Origin of the sequence: Stutzerimonas sp. S1, from assembly GCF_025966695.1 — a bacterium.
Taxonomy (GTDB): domain Bacteria; phylum Pseudomonadota; class Gammaproteobacteria; order Pseudomonadales; family Pseudomonadaceae; genus Stutzerimonas.
Genome location: NZ_JAOEIY010000006.1, coordinates 122,188 through 138,982 on the forward strand (window position 1 = coordinate 122,188; position 16,795 = coordinate 138,982).

The 16,795-nt window shown below is 66.0% G+C and carries 16 protein-coding genes; 6 read left to right on the top strand and 10 right to left on the bottom strand.

What is annotated here, in order from left to right; all coding sequences use genetic code 11:
* Position 1: 1 nt before the first annotated feature.
* From N8H22_RS14175 to N8H22_RS14190, 4 genes are all read right to left on the bottom strand, one after another.
* Positions 2-784 (bottom strand): EAL domain-containing protein, encoded by a 783-nt coding sequence (locus tag N8H22_RS14175; RefSeq protein WP_264591153.1) that lies wholly within the window; start codon positions 782-784, stop codon positions 2-4.
* A gap of 123 nt (positions 785-907) precedes the next feature.
* Complete coding sequence (locus tag N8H22_RS14180) at positions 908-1,861, bottom strand: alpha/beta hydrolase-fold protein (protein ID WP_264591154.1); 954 nt, start codon at positions 1,859-1,861, stop codon at positions 908-910.
* Positions 1,858-2,175 (bottom strand): DUF2218 domain-containing protein, encoded by a 318-nt coding sequence (locus N8H22_RS14185; RefSeq protein WP_264591155.1) that lies wholly within the window; start codon positions 2,173-2,175, stop codon positions 1,858-1,860. Before N8H22_RS14185 ends, N8H22_RS14180 begins: the two co-directional genes overlap by 4 nt.
* A gap of 58 nt (positions 2,176-2,233) precedes the next feature.
* A complete protein-coding gene (locus N8H22_RS14190) occupies positions 2,234-4,384 on the bottom strand; it encodes a TonB-dependent siderophore receptor (protein ID WP_264591156.1) in 2,151 nt (716 codons plus the stop codon).
* A gap of 171 nt (positions 4,385-4,555) precedes the next feature.
* Here N8H22_RS14190 and N8H22_RS14195 point away from each other — a divergent pair, with 171 nt between their 5' ends.
* Positions 4,556-5,515 carry a helix-turn-helix domain-containing protein gene (locus N8H22_RS14195; protein WP_264591157.1) on the top strand — a complete coding sequence of 320 codons (960 nt, stop codon included), beginning with the start codon at positions 4,556-4,558 and terminating at the stop codon, positions 5,513-5,515.
* A 38-nt stretch (positions 5,516-5,553) separates the two neighbouring features.
* On the opposite strand, the gene N8H22_RS14200 is transcribed toward N8H22_RS14195, so the two are convergent.
* From N8H22_RS14200 to phhA, 3 genes are all read right to left on the bottom strand, one after another.
* A complete protein-coding gene (locus tag N8H22_RS14200; RefSeq protein ID WP_264591158.1) occupies positions 5,554-6,747 on the bottom strand; it encodes an amino acid aminotransferase in 1,194 nt (397 codons plus the stop codon).
* Positions 6,747-7,103, bottom strand: a complete 357-nt coding sequence (locus N8H22_RS14205) for a 4a-hydroxytetrahydrobiopterin dehydratase (RefSeq protein WP_264591159.1) — start codon at positions 7,101-7,103, stop codon at positions 6,747-6,749. Before N8H22_RS14205 ends, N8H22_RS14200 begins: the two co-directional genes overlap by 1 nt.
* A 219-nt stretch (positions 7,104-7,322) precedes the next feature.
* A complete protein-coding gene (gene phhA / locus N8H22_RS14210; protein ID WP_264591160.1) occupies positions 7,323-8,108 on the bottom strand; it encodes a phenylalanine 4-monooxygenase in 786 nt (261 codons plus the stop codon).
* Between the two features lie 250 nt (positions 8,109-8,358).
* On the opposite strand from phhA, the gene N8H22_RS14215 reads away from it, so the two are divergent.
* Complete coding sequence (locus N8H22_RS14215; RefSeq protein WP_264591161.1) at positions 8,359-9,918, top strand: sigma-54-dependent transcriptional regulator; 1,560 nt, start codon at positions 8,359-8,361, stop codon at positions 9,916-9,918.
* Between the two features lie 9 nt (positions 9,919-9,927).
* Here N8H22_RS14215 and N8H22_RS14220 read toward each other — a convergent pair whose 3' ends face one another.
* Entirely contained in the window at positions 9,928-11,304 is a 1,377-nt protein-coding gene (locus tag N8H22_RS14220; RefSeq protein WP_264591162.1) for an L-serine ammonia-lyase, read from the bottom strand.
* Positions 11,305-11,376: 72 nt separating this feature from the next.
* Complete coding sequence (locus tag N8H22_RS14225; protein ID WP_264591163.1) at positions 11,377-12,306, bottom strand: NAD(P)/FAD-dependent oxidoreductase; 930 nt, start codon at positions 12,304-12,306, stop codon at positions 11,377-11,379.
* Between the two features lie 501 nt (positions 12,307-12,807).
* On the opposite strand from N8H22_RS14225, the gene N8H22_RS14230 reads away from it, so the two are divergent.
* Entirely contained in the window at positions 12,808-13,800 is a 993-nt protein-coding gene (locus N8H22_RS14230; protein ID WP_264591164.1) for a TRAP transporter substrate-binding protein, read from the top strand.
* Between the two features lie 12 nt (positions 13,801-13,812).
* Here N8H22_RS14230 and N8H22_RS14235 read toward each other — a convergent pair whose 3' ends face one another.
* Complete coding sequence (locus tag N8H22_RS14235) at positions 13,813-14,214, bottom strand: DUF488 family protein (protein ID WP_264591165.1); 402 nt, start codon at positions 14,212-14,214, stop codon at positions 13,813-13,815.
* Between the two features lie 206 nt (positions 14,215-14,420).
* On the opposite strand from N8H22_RS14235, the gene N8H22_RS14240 reads away from it, so the two are divergent.
* From N8H22_RS14240 to N8H22_RS14250, 3 genes are all read left to right on the top strand, one after another.
* Positions 14,421-14,771, top strand: coding sequence for a hypothetical protein (locus tag N8H22_RS14240; protein WP_264591166.1), 351 nt, complete (start codon positions 14,421-14,423; stop codon positions 14,769-14,771).
* Between the two features lie 96 nt (positions 14,772-14,867).
* Positions 14,868-15,308, top strand: a complete 441-nt coding sequence (locus N8H22_RS14245) for a hypothetical protein (protein ID WP_264591167.1) — start codon at positions 14,868-14,870, stop codon at positions 15,306-15,308.
* Between the two features lie 184 nt (positions 15,309-15,492).
* Complete coding sequence (locus N8H22_RS14250) at positions 15,493-16,740, top strand: acyl-CoA dehydrogenase family protein (RefSeq protein WP_264591168.1); 1,248 nt, start codon at positions 15,493-15,495, stop codon at positions 16,738-16,740.
* The last annotated feature ends 55 nt before the right edge of the window (positions 16,741-16,795 follow it).

A 16,795-nucleotide genomic window follows, 5' to 3' on the forward strand; every position in this document is an offset into this window, starting at 1 on the left:
TTCAGCGCGAGCGTTCCGGCCAGGCCAGCGTGTCGGCGCTGGCGCAGGCGCCGAACAGCGGCTTGCAGAACAGGTAGCCCTGCATCAGCTCGATGCCCTGGTCGGCGAGGCACAGGTATTCATCGTGGGTTTCCACGCCCTCGGCGATCAGGGTGATGCCCAGCTCGCGGCACATCGCCGTCACGCCCCTGACGATGGCCTGTCGCGAACGGCTGCCGTCGATGCCGCGGATCAGGTCCATGTCCAGCTTGATCAGGTCGGGTTGGAAGTCGGCCAGCAGGTTGAGCCCGGCGAAGCCGGCGCCGAAATCGTCGATCGCGGTCAGGAAACCGATGCGCTGGTATTCGCGCAGCACCTGTGCCAGCCACTTGCCGTCGTTGATCTCCTCGCCTTCCACCGTTTCGAAGATGATGCGCTCGATGGGGAAGCCGTACTGCTCGGCCGCCTGCAGTGTGGAGCGGATACACAGCTCGGGGCGGTAGATGGCGTTGGGCATGAAGTTGATCGACAACCGGCTCTGCATGTCCAGCGCTGCGGCGGTGCGGATCGCCTCGACCCGGCAGGCCTGATCGAAGCGGTAGCGATTCTCCTCGGTGACCTTGGCAAGCACTGTCGGCGCCGGCTCGCCGGATGGGCCGCGCACCAACGCCTCGTGGGCGAACAGCTGGCGGCTGATGACGTTGATGATCGGCTGGAAGGCATAGGCGAAGCCGAAGTCCAGTGCCTGGCCGTTGCGGCAGCCTTCACAGGCGGCGGATGGGGTAGCGGTGGTGCGGCGGTACATCGAAAGTCCTCGTGGGGCGCAGCGACCAGGGCCGGGGCGGAGTGCGTCAGGCATGGCAGGAGCCTGGAATCACGCCACGGCTCATGTTCCGCTATCGGTCGAGGTCGGACTTTCTTGACGTTCTTACCGCCCTTGCGCGGACGCCCGGTCACCCGTCGGGGCCGCCACCGAGGTTGCCAGCTCCAGTGCCTGCACCATGCTGTAGTGCGCATTGGTGCCGTGGTTGGCGCCTTCGTTGATGCGCAGGCTGACCGCCAGACCTGGAGCGTTCGTCAGGCGTTCGGCGAAATCGCGGGCATTGCCGACCATGCGTCGCTCGGCCATGTGGCGCTGGCGTGGGTCCGTCAGCGGATCGTCCGCGGCGGGTTCTTCGGCGCTGCCGACGGTCATCAGCAGGCGCGCGTCTAACGGGCGCTGCTGCAGCTGCTGCGCGAATGCGGCGAGGCTGCGTTCGACGTACCCCTGGTACCACCAGATCGACGGGCTGGCGGCAACATAGCCCTGGAATGCCTGTGGCCGGTTGAGCAGCGTGTAGAGGGTGAACAGCCCTCCGTAGGAGTGGCCGAACAGCGTCTGTCGCGTCGGGTCGATCCGGTAACGCTGGGCGACCATCGGTTTGAGCTCGTTTTCGAGAAACGCCAGGAAGCGCTCGGCGCCGCCGTAGGGTGGCGGCTCGCGACCGGGCAGCCTCTGGCGGTCTTCGGCATCGGGCGTGTAGTCCTCGGCTCGGGCATTGAAGTCGTACAGTGCCGCGCCGGGATAGCCCACGCCCACCACCAGCACCGAATTGCGCAGCCTGGGGTCGGGGCGTGCCTCGAGCGCCTGGGCCTGGATTGCCAGCGAGGGGAACAGCGCATTGCCGTCGAGCACATAGAGAACCGGATAGCCGCCGGGCGGCGGTTCGTGCTGCGGCTGCGAGAGGAAGATGCGGTAGTCGCGACCGGTGTGCCGCGAATGGAGGATGCGCTGTTCGGTCTGCGGCAGCATCACCGCCTGCCAGCTGTCGGCCGGTGCCGCTGAAGCAGGCGTCAGGTGCGCGCCGAGACTGGCGAGCAGTGCCATGAGTAGCGGCCTCATGCGCGGGCCTCTTGGTCAGCCGGTGGCAGCGGGCCGTCCTGCCAGTGCACCTGCAGCGCCTCTTCGCCGGAGAAGCGCTCGAGGTGGTCGGCGATGACGAAGCGCAGCCGCGTTTGCGCTTCGCCGGCCTCGGCCTGGCAGTCGATCAGCAGCTGGTCGGGTTCGGCCCGCAGGCGGCAGTCGCCGAAGGCGAAATCGATCTGTGCGCGGGATTCGTCGGCTTGGACGGTGGCCTTGTGGGCGAAATGTTTGCACAGACGCGCCATGTTGCGCGCGGCGCGTGGTGTCGGCACCACGGCGTGGAAGTGGGGCATGGGCTATCTCCAGAACGGAGCCGCCGGCACCGTGAAGGCGTCGACGGCTCGGGATGGATCAGAATGCGTAGCGGGCACCGACGGTGAAGCTGCGCGACGGGCCGTAGAAGTTGAAGGTACCGACGCTGCCGACCCGCGAGTAGTACTTGCGGTCGAGCAGGTTGTTTACGTCGAAGGTGCCGGTCAGCTTGTCGGTGATCGGGTAGGACAGCTTGGCATCCACCACTGCATAACCCGGTGCGCTGAGGCGCGGGCTGCCGGCGCGTTCGATGTAGTAGTCACTCATCGCGGTCACGCCACCACCGATCCCCAGGCCGCGCAGGGCACCGCCGGGCAGGGTGTACTTGGTCCACAGCGAGGCCTGGTGCTGGGGCATCAGCGCGAAGAGCGCGTTGTCGTCACCGGCCAGGTTCTCGGTCTTCATGTAGGTGTAGCCGGCCAGCACTTCCCAGTCGGGGGTCAGGTAGCCGCTGATTTCCAGTTCGCCACCGCGGATGCGGGTCTTGCCGGTGGCCTCGTAGACGCCGCTGATCGGCGCGCCGCTGTCATCGATGGCGCCGGCCGCGCGGTTCTCGTCGGTGAGCTGGAAGGCGGTGATGCGCGCGTTCAGATCGCCTGCGAAATAGCTGCCCTTGATGCCCACCTCGTACTGCTGGCCTTCGCGCGGGTCGATGATGCGGCCGTCGGCGCCGGCCTCGCTCTGCGGCTTGAATACCTGCGAGTAGCTGGCGTAGAGGGAGTGCTGGTCGTCCAGATCGAACACCAGGCCGCCATAGGGCGTGACATAGCCGGATTCGCGAACATCCTGCGTGCTGCTGCTGTTCTCGCCTTCGAAGCTGCTGACCCGCGCGCCGCCGATCAGCGCCAGGCGCTGGATGGGGCGGAAGGTCAGCTTGGCGTAGAGGCCGGCTTCGCGCTCATCGGTTTCGGTCGGCGTGCCGAAGGTGACGTTCGGCTTGCTGGTGTCGCCCGGCTGGTAGCTGGCGACGTCGATGGCGCCGAGATTGCCGCGGGCGTCCGCATACTCGGTCTCGTAGCGTTTGAAATCGCTGCCGATGACGAACTCGCTGACCTGTCCGAGCAGCTCGAACGGCTGGCTGTAGTTGGCATCGACGGCGAGTGTGTCCTGCTCCAGATCGCGGGCGGTGTAGGCCAGGCTGGTGGCGCCGTTGTTGACGTTGCGCGCGCTGAAGGCATAGAGGTAGTCGGTCGCGCGCTTGGAGCCGCGCACCGCGACGCGGCCGTAGCCGCCATTGTCGAAGCGATGGGTCAGCTCGGCGACGACGTCGGTGCCGCGGCTGTCGAAATCGCCCCAGTCGGCGCCCAGGTAGGTCGAGCGGCTGAAGTCTTCCAGGCTACCGTCGATGGCGGCCGGATAGCCGTTGTGCGGGAGGATGTCCTTGGTCTGGTGGATCAGCCCGAAGGACATAACGGTGGCGTCGGACAGGTCGATGTCCAGCGCGCCGTAGAAGCTCTCGCTGGTGTTGGCGTTGTAGTCGACCTCGCCGTTGGTGTCGGCGCGGGAGATCACCGTACGGCCGCGCACAAGCCCCTGCTCGTCGAGCGGCCCGGACAGGTCGGCTTCCAGGTAGTTGGTGTCCCAGCTGCCGTAGCGTCCGGTCAGGCTGCCCTGGAACTCGCGAGTCGGGCGCTTGCGCACCATGTTGACGATGCCGCCCATCTCGCTGGTGCTGTTGAACAGCCCGGACGGCCCGCGCATGACCTCGACCCGATCGAACGGCGACAGCGACGGCAGCGTACCGTTGATGCTGGCCATCGGGGCGGGTAGGCCATCGATGTTGAATTCGTCGTACTCGTAGCCTCGTGCATAGATCGACGAGCGCCCGCTGTCGTTGCTCAGGGTGCGCAGGCCGGTTGAGTACTTGGCCAGGTCATCCAGGTTCACGAACTGGCGGTCGCGGATGTAATCGCTGGTGTACACGCTGATTGACTGCGGAATGTCGCGCAGTTCGGCTGGTGTCTTGGTGCCGACGGTGGCGGCCGGCACGGTGTAGCCGCCGCTTTGCTCCGAAGACGGCATGTCGTACAGGCGGTTGCCTTCGATGGTGATGCTTTCCAGTTCGACCGGCTCGCCCTGCGGCGTCACGCTCTGAGCCAGGGCGCTCAGCGGGAAGGGCGCGAGCAGACCGACCAGCAGTAAGTGTTGGGAACGTTGGGAAAGGCTGACGAGGCGGGTTGATCTTTCCATGCGGCGGCTCCAGGTGTGGGCGGGAAGGTTGGCACCGCCCGCAATCTCACAAATGATAATGATTTGCATCCGAGAATGACGGCGCGTAGTCTGCCACCACGACCTCGCTCGAACCTTTGCACGAGCAAACATTTGCTTTGCGATCCGCCACTCTTCCCAGGAACACGCGTCATGCAGCAGCCTGATCATCTGATCCGTCGCGACGAATTGCCGTCCGTGAGCCAACCGGGCCTACGCCTGGCGCGACCCGAGGATGACCGTCTGTTCTATGGCCGGACGCAATGGCTGCAACTGCGCGACGGCTTGTCGCTGCACTGGTCGGACTATGAGGAACTGCAGGATTTCGTCGCTGAGAATGTGGTCGGTCCGCGACTGTCATTCGTGCTCTTTCTCGATGGGCAGAGCGAGGTGAACTACGGCGGGCTGTCGCTCACCTTCGGCCAGGCCGACCGGCGACACCGTCCTGAAGGCGTCGCCTTGGCGATGAACGAGCCGGTGTTGTTCCGTCGTCAGGCCCGGCGCGGCCGGCACATCCGCAAGCTGGTGGTGAGCCTTTCGCCTGAGTGGTTCGAGAATGCCGGTGCCGAAAGCGCCGGTAACGGTGCCGTGCGTCGGTTCATGCATAGCCATCTGGTGCCGCGGGTGTGGAAGCCGTCGGCGCGCGTGCTGACGCTCGCCGAGCAGATGCTCAATCCGCCCGGCTATGATCCGCTGCTCGAGAGGCTGTATCTGGAAAGCCGCGCGCTGGACGTCACCTGCGAAGCGCTGGGCAGCCTCGTCGAGGCGCCACTGGGCGACGGCCTGCGCGCGCACGAACACCAGCGAGTGCAGCGACTGACGGAACTGCTCGATAGCGGCGCGGCGGATGCCTGGACGCTCGAGCGCATCGCCCGGGAAATGGGCGTCAACGCCAGCACCATGCAGCGCCAGTTCCGTGAGCTGCGCGGCATGTCGGTGTTCGAGTACCAGCGTGGGCGCCGCCTGATGCAGGCGCGTCAGGCGCTGGAGCGCGACGGCATCAGTGTGAGCGAGGCCGCCTGGCGGGCCGGCTACAACAGTCCGGCCAACTTCGCCACCGCATTCAAGCGGCAGTTCGGCATCAGCCCGCGACAGGTGCGCGCGCGATTCTGAAGCGGCGCCGGCACACTGCGCACGTACCGGCCTCGAACCTAGCCGACCACCCGGGCGATGGCGCCGGCCAGCGCGTCGAGCCGCTCGGCATCCAGCCCGGCGACGTTGGCGCGGCCGCTCTCCACCAGATACACCGAGTCCTCGGCGCGCAGGCGGCGAACCTGCTCGGCGCTGAGGCCGGTGTAGGAGAACATCCCACGCTGCTGCGCGATATGGGCGAAGCGTTCGGCCAGTCCGTACGGCATCAGTGCTTCGACAAGACCGGTGCGCAGGCTGGCGATGCGTCGGCGCATCGCTTCGACCTCGTCCTGCCAGATCTGCCGTAGCGGCTCGTCGGCCAGAATCGTCGCCACCACCGCGGCACCGTGGGCTGGCGGCGTCGACCAGAGGTTGCGCGCCAGGGAAGCGAGCTGGCTGCGCACATCGAGCAGCCGCTCGGCATCGCTGGTGATCGCGATCAGTGCGCCGGTGCGTTCACGGTAGAGGCCGAAGTTCTTCGAGCAGGAGCTGGTGATGAGCATTTCCGGCAGCGTTTCGGCGAACAGCCGCACCGCCCAGGCGTCCTCATCCAGACCATCGCCGAAGCCCTGGTAGGCGAAGTCGAACAGCGGCAGCAGCTCGCGCGCGCGCACTACCTCCAGCACCCGCAGCCAGTCGTCGTGATTCAGATCGAAACCGGTGGGGTTGTGGCAGCAGGCGTGCAGCAGCACCACGTCGCCCGGTGGCACCTGCTGCAGCGCGGCGAGCATGCCGCCCACGTCGAGGCGGTTGTCCGCGCCGACGTAGGGGTAGTGCTGCACGCGCAGCCCAGCGGCGGCGAACAGGGTTTCGTGAATCGGCCAGGTCGGATCGCTCAACCAGATGCTGCGCCCGGGCAGGCATTTGGCGATGAACTCGCCGGCCAGGCGCAGCGCGCCGGTGCCGCCGGGCGCCTGAGTGCAGCCGGCGCGTTCTTCGCCCAGGGCATTGGCCCGCAAGCTCAGTACCAGACGCAGCAGGTGCGCGCCGAACAGCGGATCACCGTGGCCGCCGATGTAGCTCTTGGTCCGCTCGCTGTCGATCAGGCGCTGCTCGGCCAGCTTCACCGCGCGCGGAATCGGCGTCAGGCCCTGGGCATCCTTGTAGACGCCGACGCCCAGGTCGAGCTTGGCCGGGTTGGGGTCAGCGCGATAAAGGTCGAGCAGGCCGAGGATCGGATCGCCAGGCACGCGGGGAATCTGGCCGAAGTGCATTACTTGCGGCCCTCCGCGCTGGCGGCGAGCTGGTCGGTGCGCGCGGCCATGATGAAGTCGTTGCGGTGCAGGCCCTTGATCGAGTGGCTCCACCAGGTCACGGTCACCTTGCCCCATTCGGTCAGCAGGCCCGGGTGATGCCCCTCGGCTTCGGCGATCTCGCCGACGGCATTGGTGAAGGCCAGCGCGTGCTTGAAGTTCTTGAACAGGAAGACCTTCTCCAGCTCCATGTGGCCGTCGCGCGTCTCGATGTTCCAGTCCGGAATCTCGCGGATCAGCTCGGCCAGTTCCTCGTCGGAGACCTTCGGCGCATCGGCACGGCAGGCTTCGCAGTGGGCTTGGGTAAGGGCGGTCATCGTGGCGGTCCTTTTGTTTGATGATTGGAAAGGGTAGGTGAAGTCGATGGTGGGCGTGGCGGTGGCCGCGTGGATAAGCCTTCGGCGTTATCCACCCTACAAACCGTTGGGTTTCGCGCCCGCGGGGTTGGTCAGCGTCGGCTGCGGCCCGCACGTCGGGGCTGAAGGCCGAACGGCGGCCCCGCACAACGCGTGGCCAAGCCTGCGGCGTTGTCCACCCTACGCCGCCTTTGGCGGAAACTTCGGTTGGTGCAAGCCCAGGCGCATGGCCTCGCGCACCATGCCCATGATGTCCTGCTGGGCCAGCTTGAACAGCTGCTTGAGCTCCGGCAGAACGAAGTACAGCGGCTGCAGGATGTCGATGCGATAGGGCGTGCGCATGGCTTCCATGGCATCGAACGGCTGGTGCTCGGGTTCGGCGGACAGGCTGTAGAGCGTCTCCTTCGGCGAGGAGAGGATGCCGCCGCCATAGATGCGCCGCCCGGCAGGGGTTTCTACCAGGCCGAACTCGACGGTCATCCAGTACAGGCGGGCGAGAAACACCCGTTCCTCCTTGCTGGCGTTCAAGCCGAGCTGGCCGTAGGTGTGGGTGAATTCGGCAAACCAGGGATTGGTCAGCAGCGGGCAGTGGCCGAAGATCTCGTGAAAGATGTCCGGCTCCTGCAGGTAGTCCAGCTCTTCCGGTGTGCGGATAAAGGTGGCGACCGGGAAGCGCTTGCTCGCCAGCAGTTCGAAAAAGCGCTGGAAGGGGATCAGCGCCGGTACGCGCTCCACCTGCCAGCCGGTGGTGGCGGCCAGCACGCGGTTGATCTCGCCGAGCTGCGGGATGCGCTCGCGGGGCAGGGCGAGCTGTTCGAGGCCGTCGAGGTATTCCTGGCAGGCGCGCCCGTCGAGCAGCTTCAGCTGCCGCTCGACCAGCGTCTGCCACACCGCGTGTTCGGCGTCCGGGTAATGAATGTGCCCCTGCGCGTCCGGTTCGCGGGCTACGTAGTGGGTCGTCTTCATCGGTACTCCTGGCCGCTTGGGCATCTTGTTGTTGCCCTCATTCGAACGCGAAGACGTACCGCCGTGGAGTGGGAATGTGGCGGTATGTCGCACTGCGAACCCTGTCGGTTGTAATGAAAGCGTGACGTTTTCGCCAATGGCCGGACGGACGGCGTTGTCAGGCACTTTGTCTGGCAAATAATCTTGACGGAAATTTGCGGCGCTCCACTGAAGCGCCGCCAGCCCCACAACAAGACAACAGGGCTCCGTCATGCGCATCAAGATTCTCTGCCAGAACCGCGTCGGCATTCTGCGCGACATGCTCAACCTGCTGGTGGACTACGGCATCAACGTCGCCCGCGGCGAGGTGGGCGGCGAGCAGGGCAACGCGGTCTATCTGCACTGCCCCAACCTGATGAACCTGCAGCTGCAGGCGCTGCGGCCGAAGATCGAGGCGCTGCCCGGCGTGTTCGAGCTGCGCAAGGTCAGCCTGATGCCCAGCGAGCGGCATTCGCTGGAGCTCAACGCGCTGCTCGGCGCGCTGGAGTTTCCCGTGCTGTCCATCGATATGAGCGGTGCCATCGTCGCCGCCAACCGCGCCGCCGCGCAGCTGCTCGGCGTGCGTGTCGACGAGGTGCCGGGCATGAGCCTGTCGCGCTACGCCGAGGACTTCGACCTGCCCGAACTGGTGCGCGCCAACAAGGCGCGGATCAACGGCCTGCGGGTGACGATCAAGGGCGACGTGTTCCTCGCCGACATCGCCCCGCTGCAGTCCGAGCATGACGACAGCGAGGCGCTGGCTGGCGCGGTGCTGACCCTGCATCGGGCGGATCGGGTTGGCGAGCGCATCTATCAGGTGCGCAAGCAGGAGCTGCGCGGCTTCGACAGCATCTTCCAGAGCTCGAAAGTGATGGCCGCGGTGGTGCGCGAGGCGCGGCGCATGGCGCCGCTGGATGCGCCGCTGCTGATCGAGGGCGAGACCGGCACCGGCAAGGAACTGCTGGCGCGCGCCTGCCACCTGTCCAGCCCACGCGGGCAGTCGCCGTTCATGGCGCTCAACTGCGCCGGCCTGCCGGAGTCGATGGCCGAGACCGAGCTGTTCGGCTACGGCCCGGGCGCCTTCGAAGGGGCGCGACCGGAAGGCAAGCTGGGGCTGCTGGAACTCACCGCTGGCGGCACGCTGTTTCTCGATGGCGTTGGCGAGATGAGCCCACGGTTGCAGGCCAAGCTGCTGCGCTTCCTGCAGGATGGTGGCTTTCGTCGGGTCGGCAGCGACGAGGAGGTCTATCTCGATGTGCGGGTGATCTGCGCGACCCAGCTCGATCTGTCCGAACTCTGCGCTACCGGCCAGTTTCGCCAGGATCTGTATCACCGCCTCAACGTGCTGTCGCTGCATATCCCGCCGCTGCGCGACTGCCTGGACGGCCTGCAGCCGCTGGCGCTGCACTTCATCGACCAGGCCAGCCGGCAGATCGGTTGCCCGCTGCCGACGCTCTCGCCACAGGCGCTGGAACGGCTGGCCGGCTATCACTGGCCGGGCAACGTGCGGCAGCTGGAAAACACCTTGTTCCAGGCGGTTTCATTGTGCGAGGGCGGCACCATCAAGCCCGAGCATATTCGCCTGCCCGGCTACGGCGCGGCGCAGCCGCTGGGTGATTTCTCCCTGGAAGGCGATCTGGCGAGCATCGTCGGACGCTTCGAGAAGGCGGTGCTCGAAGGGCTGTACAAGCAGTATCCGAGCAGTCGCCAGCTGGGCAAGCGGCTCGGCGTGTCGCACACCACCATCGCCAACAAGCTGCGTGAGCATGGGATCGGCAAGGGCGACGTGTAGCCGGTCAGCTCAACATTCGATGATGTTCACCGCCAGGCCGCCACGGGCGGTTTCCTTGTACTTGCTCTTCATGTCGGCGCCAGTCTGGCGCATGGTGCGGATGACCTTGTCCAGCGAGATGAAGTGGCGGCCATCACCGCGCAGGGCCATGCGTGCAGCGTTGATCGCCTTCACCGCACCCATCGCGTTGCGCTCGATGCAGGGTACCTGAACCAGCCCGCCGACCGGATCGCAGGTGAGGCCGAGGTTGTGTTCCATGCCGATCTCCGCGGCGTTTTCCACCTGCTGCGGGGTGCCGCCGAGCACTTCGCACAGCGCGCCGGCGCCCATGGAACAGGCCACGCCCACATCGCCCTGGCAGCCGACCTCCGCCCCGGAAATCGAGGCGTTCTCCTTGTAGAGGATGCCGATGGCCGCGGCGGTGAGCAGGAAGCGCACCACGCCGTCCTCGTCGGCACCCGGCACGAAGCGTACGTAGTAATGCAGCAGCGCCGGAATGATGCCGGCAGCGCCATTGGTGGGCGCGGTGACCACGCGGCCGCCGCTGGCGTTCTCCTCGTTCACTGCCAGCGCATAGAGGTCGACCCAATCGAGCACGTTGAGCGCGTCGCGCAGGTTGGCCTCGGGATGCTCGCTGAGCTGGCGGTAAAGCCCGGCGGCGCGCCGGCGCACCTTGAGCCCGCCGGGCATCACGCCCTCGGTGCGGCAGCCGGCGGTCACGCAGTCCTGCATCACCTGCCAGATGCGCAGCAGCCCGGCGCGGGTCTCTGCCTCCGGCCGCCAGGCGGCTTCGTTGGCCAGCATCAGCTGGCTGATGGTCAGCTCATGTGTGGCGCAGTGATCGAGCAATTCGGCTGCGCTGTGGAAGGGGTAGGGCAATGGCGTGCGGTCCTCGACGATGCGGTCGCTGCCGGCTGCCTGTTCGTCGACGACGAAGCCGCCGCCGACCGAGTAGTACTCGCGGCTGCGCAGCTGCAATCCGGCCGCGTCGAAGGCTCGGAAGATCAGCCCGTTGGGATGGAAGGGCAGCGGTCGGCGGATGAAGACGAGCTGCTGTTTGCTGTCGAAGGGAATGGCGCGCTCGCCCAGCAGACGCAGTTCGCCACGCTTGCCGATGGCCGCGAGGCGGGCCGGGATGGCGGCGGTGTCCACCGATTCGGGCTGCTCGCCTTCCAGCCCGAGCAGCACCGCCTTGTCGCTGCCGTGGCCCTTGCCGGTGGCGCCGAGCGAGCCGTACAGCTCGACCTTGACGCTGGCGGTGGCCTCCAGCAGCTGATCGCGGCGCAACCCTTCGGCGAAACGCAGGGCCGCGCGCATCGGTCCGACCGTGTGCGAGCTGGACGGGCCGATACCGATCTTGAACAGGTCGAAAACGCTGAGGGACATGCGTGACTCCGGTTGGCGAAATGCCCTGTCGTTAGCGTAGCTGGCCGGCCATGGAGGAGCGCCTGGCTAGCGTCATGGCCAGGGATTGGCTTCCAGGCTGTTGTGAATCGCGGTGGCAGCCTGGGCCGCCTGGCCGATGGCGACACTGATCTGCTTCAGGCCGCTCACCACATCGCCCACGGCGTAGAGGCCGGGCAGCGAGGTCTGTTGCTGGTGGTCGACCCGCAGCGCGCCATCCGCATCGCAGGCGATGCCCAGCCGCTGCGCCACCTCGGAGCGAAAGCGCGCGCCGAGGCAGGGGTAGAGGATGTCGAAGCGATGCTTCTCGCCGGCGACGGTGCACACCTCGATGCCGCCGTCGACCGGACGCAGCTCATGTACTTCGGCGCAGATCAGCCGGATGTCGTAGTGCGCGGCCAGCTGGATCGCCTGCTCATCGGCGGCGGTGGCGCCCGGGGCGATCACGCTGACGTGGTCGGAGAAGGTCCGCAGAAAGGCGGCATGGCCTATGGCGCATTCGGCTTCGCCGTATACCGCGACGTTGTCGCCGCTGACTTCGTAGCCATCGCAGATGGCGCACAGACGCAGGCTGCCGGCATCGATCGCCTGCTGTGTGTCGTGCATGCGGGGCAGGGTGTCCTCGATACCGGTGGCGATGATCACCCGGCGGGCGATGCAGCTGCGTGCGCCGAACTGCACACGAAAGCCCAGCCGATGGCGCTCGATGCGCTCGACCGTGCCCGTCTCGATGCGCGCGCCGTAGCCGCGGGCCTGTTCGCGCAGGCGTGCCAGCAGTGCGGTGCCGGAGATCCCGGGCGGAAAGCCCGGGTAGTTGCGCGAACGCGGAATCAGCGCGGCGCGGCTGCAGCCGGCATCGACTACCAGGCAGCGGCGGCGGAACCGCGCAAGATAGAGCGCTGCGGTCAACCCGCCGGGGCCGCCGCCGACGATCAGGCAGTCCAGTTCGGCGTGTTCGGTGCTGTGGGTGGCAGGCGTGATCATGGGCCGGCAGTTTCGTTTTCGGGCATGCCTGTATGAAGGGTCTGACTCCGCTTAGTTCGCTCGAGCCGATGAACGCCGCGCTGCATGTTCGTCGGTGGCCCGTGCCCACAGCCATAACGGTGGTTGCCGTCTGCCTGATGGAAGCTTCGGAGTTTCGGTCAAGGTGTGACTGATTGGTCAGATGTCGCGGCCGCCAGCGTGGCTTTTGATGGCGTGATCCAGTTCGCGAAATGAGCGTTGCCGGGCGCCTCGCGCTTGTCTGGCGGCGAGGGTTGCCGAAGACTGCCGGCTCGACCCTGGCGACGCTCGACGAGTGTCCATTCGACGGGGTTGCATTCCAATAAAGGCCAGCCGGCAGCCCGACGCTGCATTGATCTGGTCACCCGCATGAATGTGCCGCGCGGTCCATCCGTCTGCCGCCATTCCATTTGTGATTCGACAAACGACGCGAACGGCGCTCACGAGGCGCCGTCTGCGCGCATGTGTTTTGGGGAGCTTTCGATGTTCAAGTCTTGTGTCACCGCCCTGGTTGCGGCGCTGTATCTGTTGGGTTCGCCGACCGTCACTGCCGGCGAACCGATCGTCATCAAATTCGCTCACGTGGTAGCGGACGATACGCCCAAGGGTAAGGGGGCGCTGCTGTTCAAGCAGCTGGTCGAGCAGCGCCTCGCCGGGCAGGTGAAGGTCGAGGTTTATCCCAACTCCACGCTGGTCGGCGACGCCGACGAAATGCAGGCGCTGCTGGACAACCGTGTGCAGCTGCTGGCGCCGTCGCTGTCGAAGTTCGAGAAATACACGCGCAAGCTGCAGGTGTTCGACCTGCCGTTCCTGTTCGATGACGAGGCGGCGGTCAAGCGCTTCCAGAGCCGCGAGAAGAGCCGCGAACTGCTGCGTTCGATGGCTGAGCACAACATCTACGGCCTGGCCTACTGGAACAACGGTCTCAAGCAGCTTTCCTCCACCCAAGCGCTGCGCGTACCTGAGGATGCCGCCGGTCTGGCCTTCCGTGTGCAGCCTTCGGCAGTGCTCGAGGCGCAATTCGCCGCGGTGGGTGCCAAGCCGGTGCGCCTGCCATTTGCCGAGGTGTTCAAGTCGCTGCAGAGCGGCGTGGTACAGGGCGCGGAGAATCCCTGGTCGAACATTGCCAGCCAGAAGATGCACACGGTGCAGCCGTTCATCAGCGAAACCAATCACGGTGTGCTGGCCTACATGCTGGTGACCAATGCCGAGTTCTGGCGCAGCATTCCTTTCGCTACCCGTTCGGAGCTGGAGAACATCATTCTTGAGGTGACACAGGTGGTGAACGACGAGGCGGAGGCGCTGAATCGGCGCGACCGCGATCGCATCCTCGCCAGTGGCAGCAGCAAGCTGATCAGCCTGACACCCGAGGAGCGGCAGGCCTGGCGCGAGAAGATGCTACCGGTGTGGAAGGCTTATGAAGCGGACATCGGTGCCGACGTCATCCGCGCCGCGCTGACGGTCAACCGGCGCTGAGCGGCGGCGCCATCACTCCAACAGCTTGCCGGCATAACAGGCCGGCGAGCTCGGCTCGGCGCAGCGCTCCAGCTCGCCGTCCAGCCATTCGGCCAGCACCCGCGCATTGTTCTGCTGTTCGTCCCGTGCGGCGTAGACCAGCGTGAGCGTGCCCCTGGCGGCCCGCTCTAGCAGCGGCCACCAGTGTTCGGGATGCGCTGCCAGTTCCTGCCGATAGCGTTGGCGGAAGCCAGCAAAATCCAGCTGGCCGCCCTTGAATTCACGCCGCAGCGCCGTCGACGGCGCCAGTTGCGGCAGCCAGTCATCTAGCGCCAGCGCCTCCTTGCGACAGTTGCGGGGCCAAAGTCGGTCGACCAGCACCCGCTGGCCGTCCTCGCTGGTTGGGAGTTCGTAGGCGCGCTTGCAGTGAATCATCGTGGGTCTCCTCCAATTTTCAGCATAGAAAAACCCGACTGCGGTGCTGGGGTATTTATTACTGGCTGCCTTGTCATTTATACCCAGTTGTCGCAGGTATCTTTTACCTGTGTTTTTGTAACTAGTTGATTTTTAAGCAGTGATCTTCCGGCACGGTTCCTGAAAAGACTGGGGTGCGACATCCCATATTTTCCAAGGAGCATCCCATGAAGAAATTGATCGTAGCGGCCCTCAGTGCAGCAATTCTCTCCTGCGGTCTGGCCCAGGCCGATGAAGTGCTCGAAGTGCATCGCGACCGCGCCGTCGGCGCTGGGTTCGGCGGTCTCAGCGGTTTCATGCTCGGCGCGGTCGCCGGGCCGGTCGGCGCGCTGGTGGGTGGCGGCCTCGGCTGGCTGGCCGGGCGCGGCGTGCAGCAGGCGGCCGGGCTGGAGCAGACGCTCTACGTGGTGCGCAAGGAAGACGGCAGCATCGATCGTATCCGCAGTTCCGACGGGCGCTTCCTGCAAGGCCAGCATATTCGTCGCGACGGCGCCGAGATCACTGCCATGCGCCCCTGAACGGCCGCGCCGCTGGCAGCCGGCGCCGGCAATGTTTTGCCAGGCGCGGGCGGCTGGGGGATGATCCTGCCCCGCACCCGATCAAAGGAGCCTGTGATGAGTTATTCCGTGCTGCATATCGTGCACCTGCTGGCGGCGATCTTCTTCATCGGCACGTTGTTCGTCGAGGTGCTGATCCTCGACCGCATCCGCCCGCAACTGGGTGAGCAGGTCATGCAGCCGGTGGACAAGGCGGTCGGTGCACGGTCGCGGGTGGTGTTGCACTGGGTGGTGCTGTTCGTCTACGGCGCCGGTATCGGGTTGGCCTGGTACCACCGCCAGGCGCTGGCCGATCCGTTCGCCAGCAGCTTTGGCCTGCTGCTGAGCCTGAAGATCCTGCTGGCGGTCGGGGTGTTTTTCACCTTCGGCCTGGTGGCGATCCTGCTGCGTGGTGGGCGCATGACGCCGGCGCGCTATCGGGCCATCCACTGGGCGATCTTCCTGCAGATGATCGGCATCGTGCTGCTGGCCAAGGGCATGTTCTACCTGCACTGGTAGCACGCCACGCGACGGTGCAGGGTACGCGCGTAGCAGGTTCGCGTTTGCCCATCATGACGTCGGTCAAGCGCGACGCGCTCTTCGCCACGGTTATCCCTGCCGATTCAGCCGCTGTAGCCTCGTTGCGTTCTGCACCGCGCTGGCTATGGTGGCCTCATTGCATTTTCCGATCAGGGGTTCGAGCATGAATTTCGCCTACAGCCCGCGCGTGGAGGCGCTGCGCCAGCAGCTGCGCGCATTCATGGACCAGCACATCGTGCCGCGTATCGGCGCCTGGCATGCCGAGGTCGACGCTGGCCAGTATCCCGTGTCGTTCATGGATGACCTCAAGGCACTGGCGCGTGAGGAGGGGTTGTGGAACCTGTTCCTGCCGTCGCTCGGCGAGGATGAGCCGGGCATGGGCCTGAGCAATCTGGAGTACGCCCCGCTGGCGGAGATCATGGGCCGGGTGCACTGGGCGTCCGAGGTGTTCAACTGCAACGCGCCGGACACCGGCAACATGGAGCTGCTGCACCTGTTCGCCACGCCCGAGCAGCGCGAGCGCTGGCTTGAGCCGCTGCTGGAGGGCCAGATCCGCTCGGCGTTCGCCATGACCGAACCGGACGTGCCGTCGTCGGACGCCACCAATATCCAGACGCTGATCCGTCGCGACGGCGACGACTACGTGATCAACGGGCGCAAGTGGTTCATTACCAATGCCTCGCATCCCAACTGCAAGCTGCTGATCGTCATGGGCAAGACCGATCCGTCCGCCGACACTCATCAGCAGCAGAGCATGATCCTGGTGCCGTTCGACGCGCCGGGTGTCGAGCTGGTGCGCAACATCCCGGTGATGAGCCACATCGCGCCGGAAGGCCACAGCGAACTGCTGCTGAAGAACGTGCGGGTGCCGGCAAGCAACCTGCTGGGTCGGGAGGGCGACGGTTTCATGATGGCCCAGGCGCGGCTCGGTCCGGGCCGTATCCACCACTGCATGCGTTCGATTGGCATGGCCGAGCTGGCGCTGGAACTGATGGTCGAGCGCTGCCAGGAGCGCAAGGCGTTCGGCAAGTACCTGCATCAATACTCGAATATCGGCGACTGGATCGCCGAGTCGCGCATCGAGATCGAGCAGGCGCGCCTGCTGGTACTCAAGACCGCGTGGATGATCGATGAGGTCGGTGCCAAGGCGGCACGCAAGGAGATTGCCATGATCAAGGCGCTGGTACCGCGCATGCACACTCGGGTGGTTGATCGCGCGATCCAGGTCTACGGTGCGATGGGTCTGACCCCGGACACGCCGCTGGCGGACATGTGGACCGGTGGCCGCGCCCTGCGCTTCGCCGACGGCCCTGATCAGGTGCACCTGCGCAGCATCGCCAAGATGGAAATCAAGGCCAGCGAGGCCTCGCGTGGCGCCACGGCGGCCTACCTGACGCCCGGGCGCCACTGAGCTGCAGCCTTTGAGGAAATTCGAGCGCGCCGACCGGCGCGTTCTGTTTTTCAGC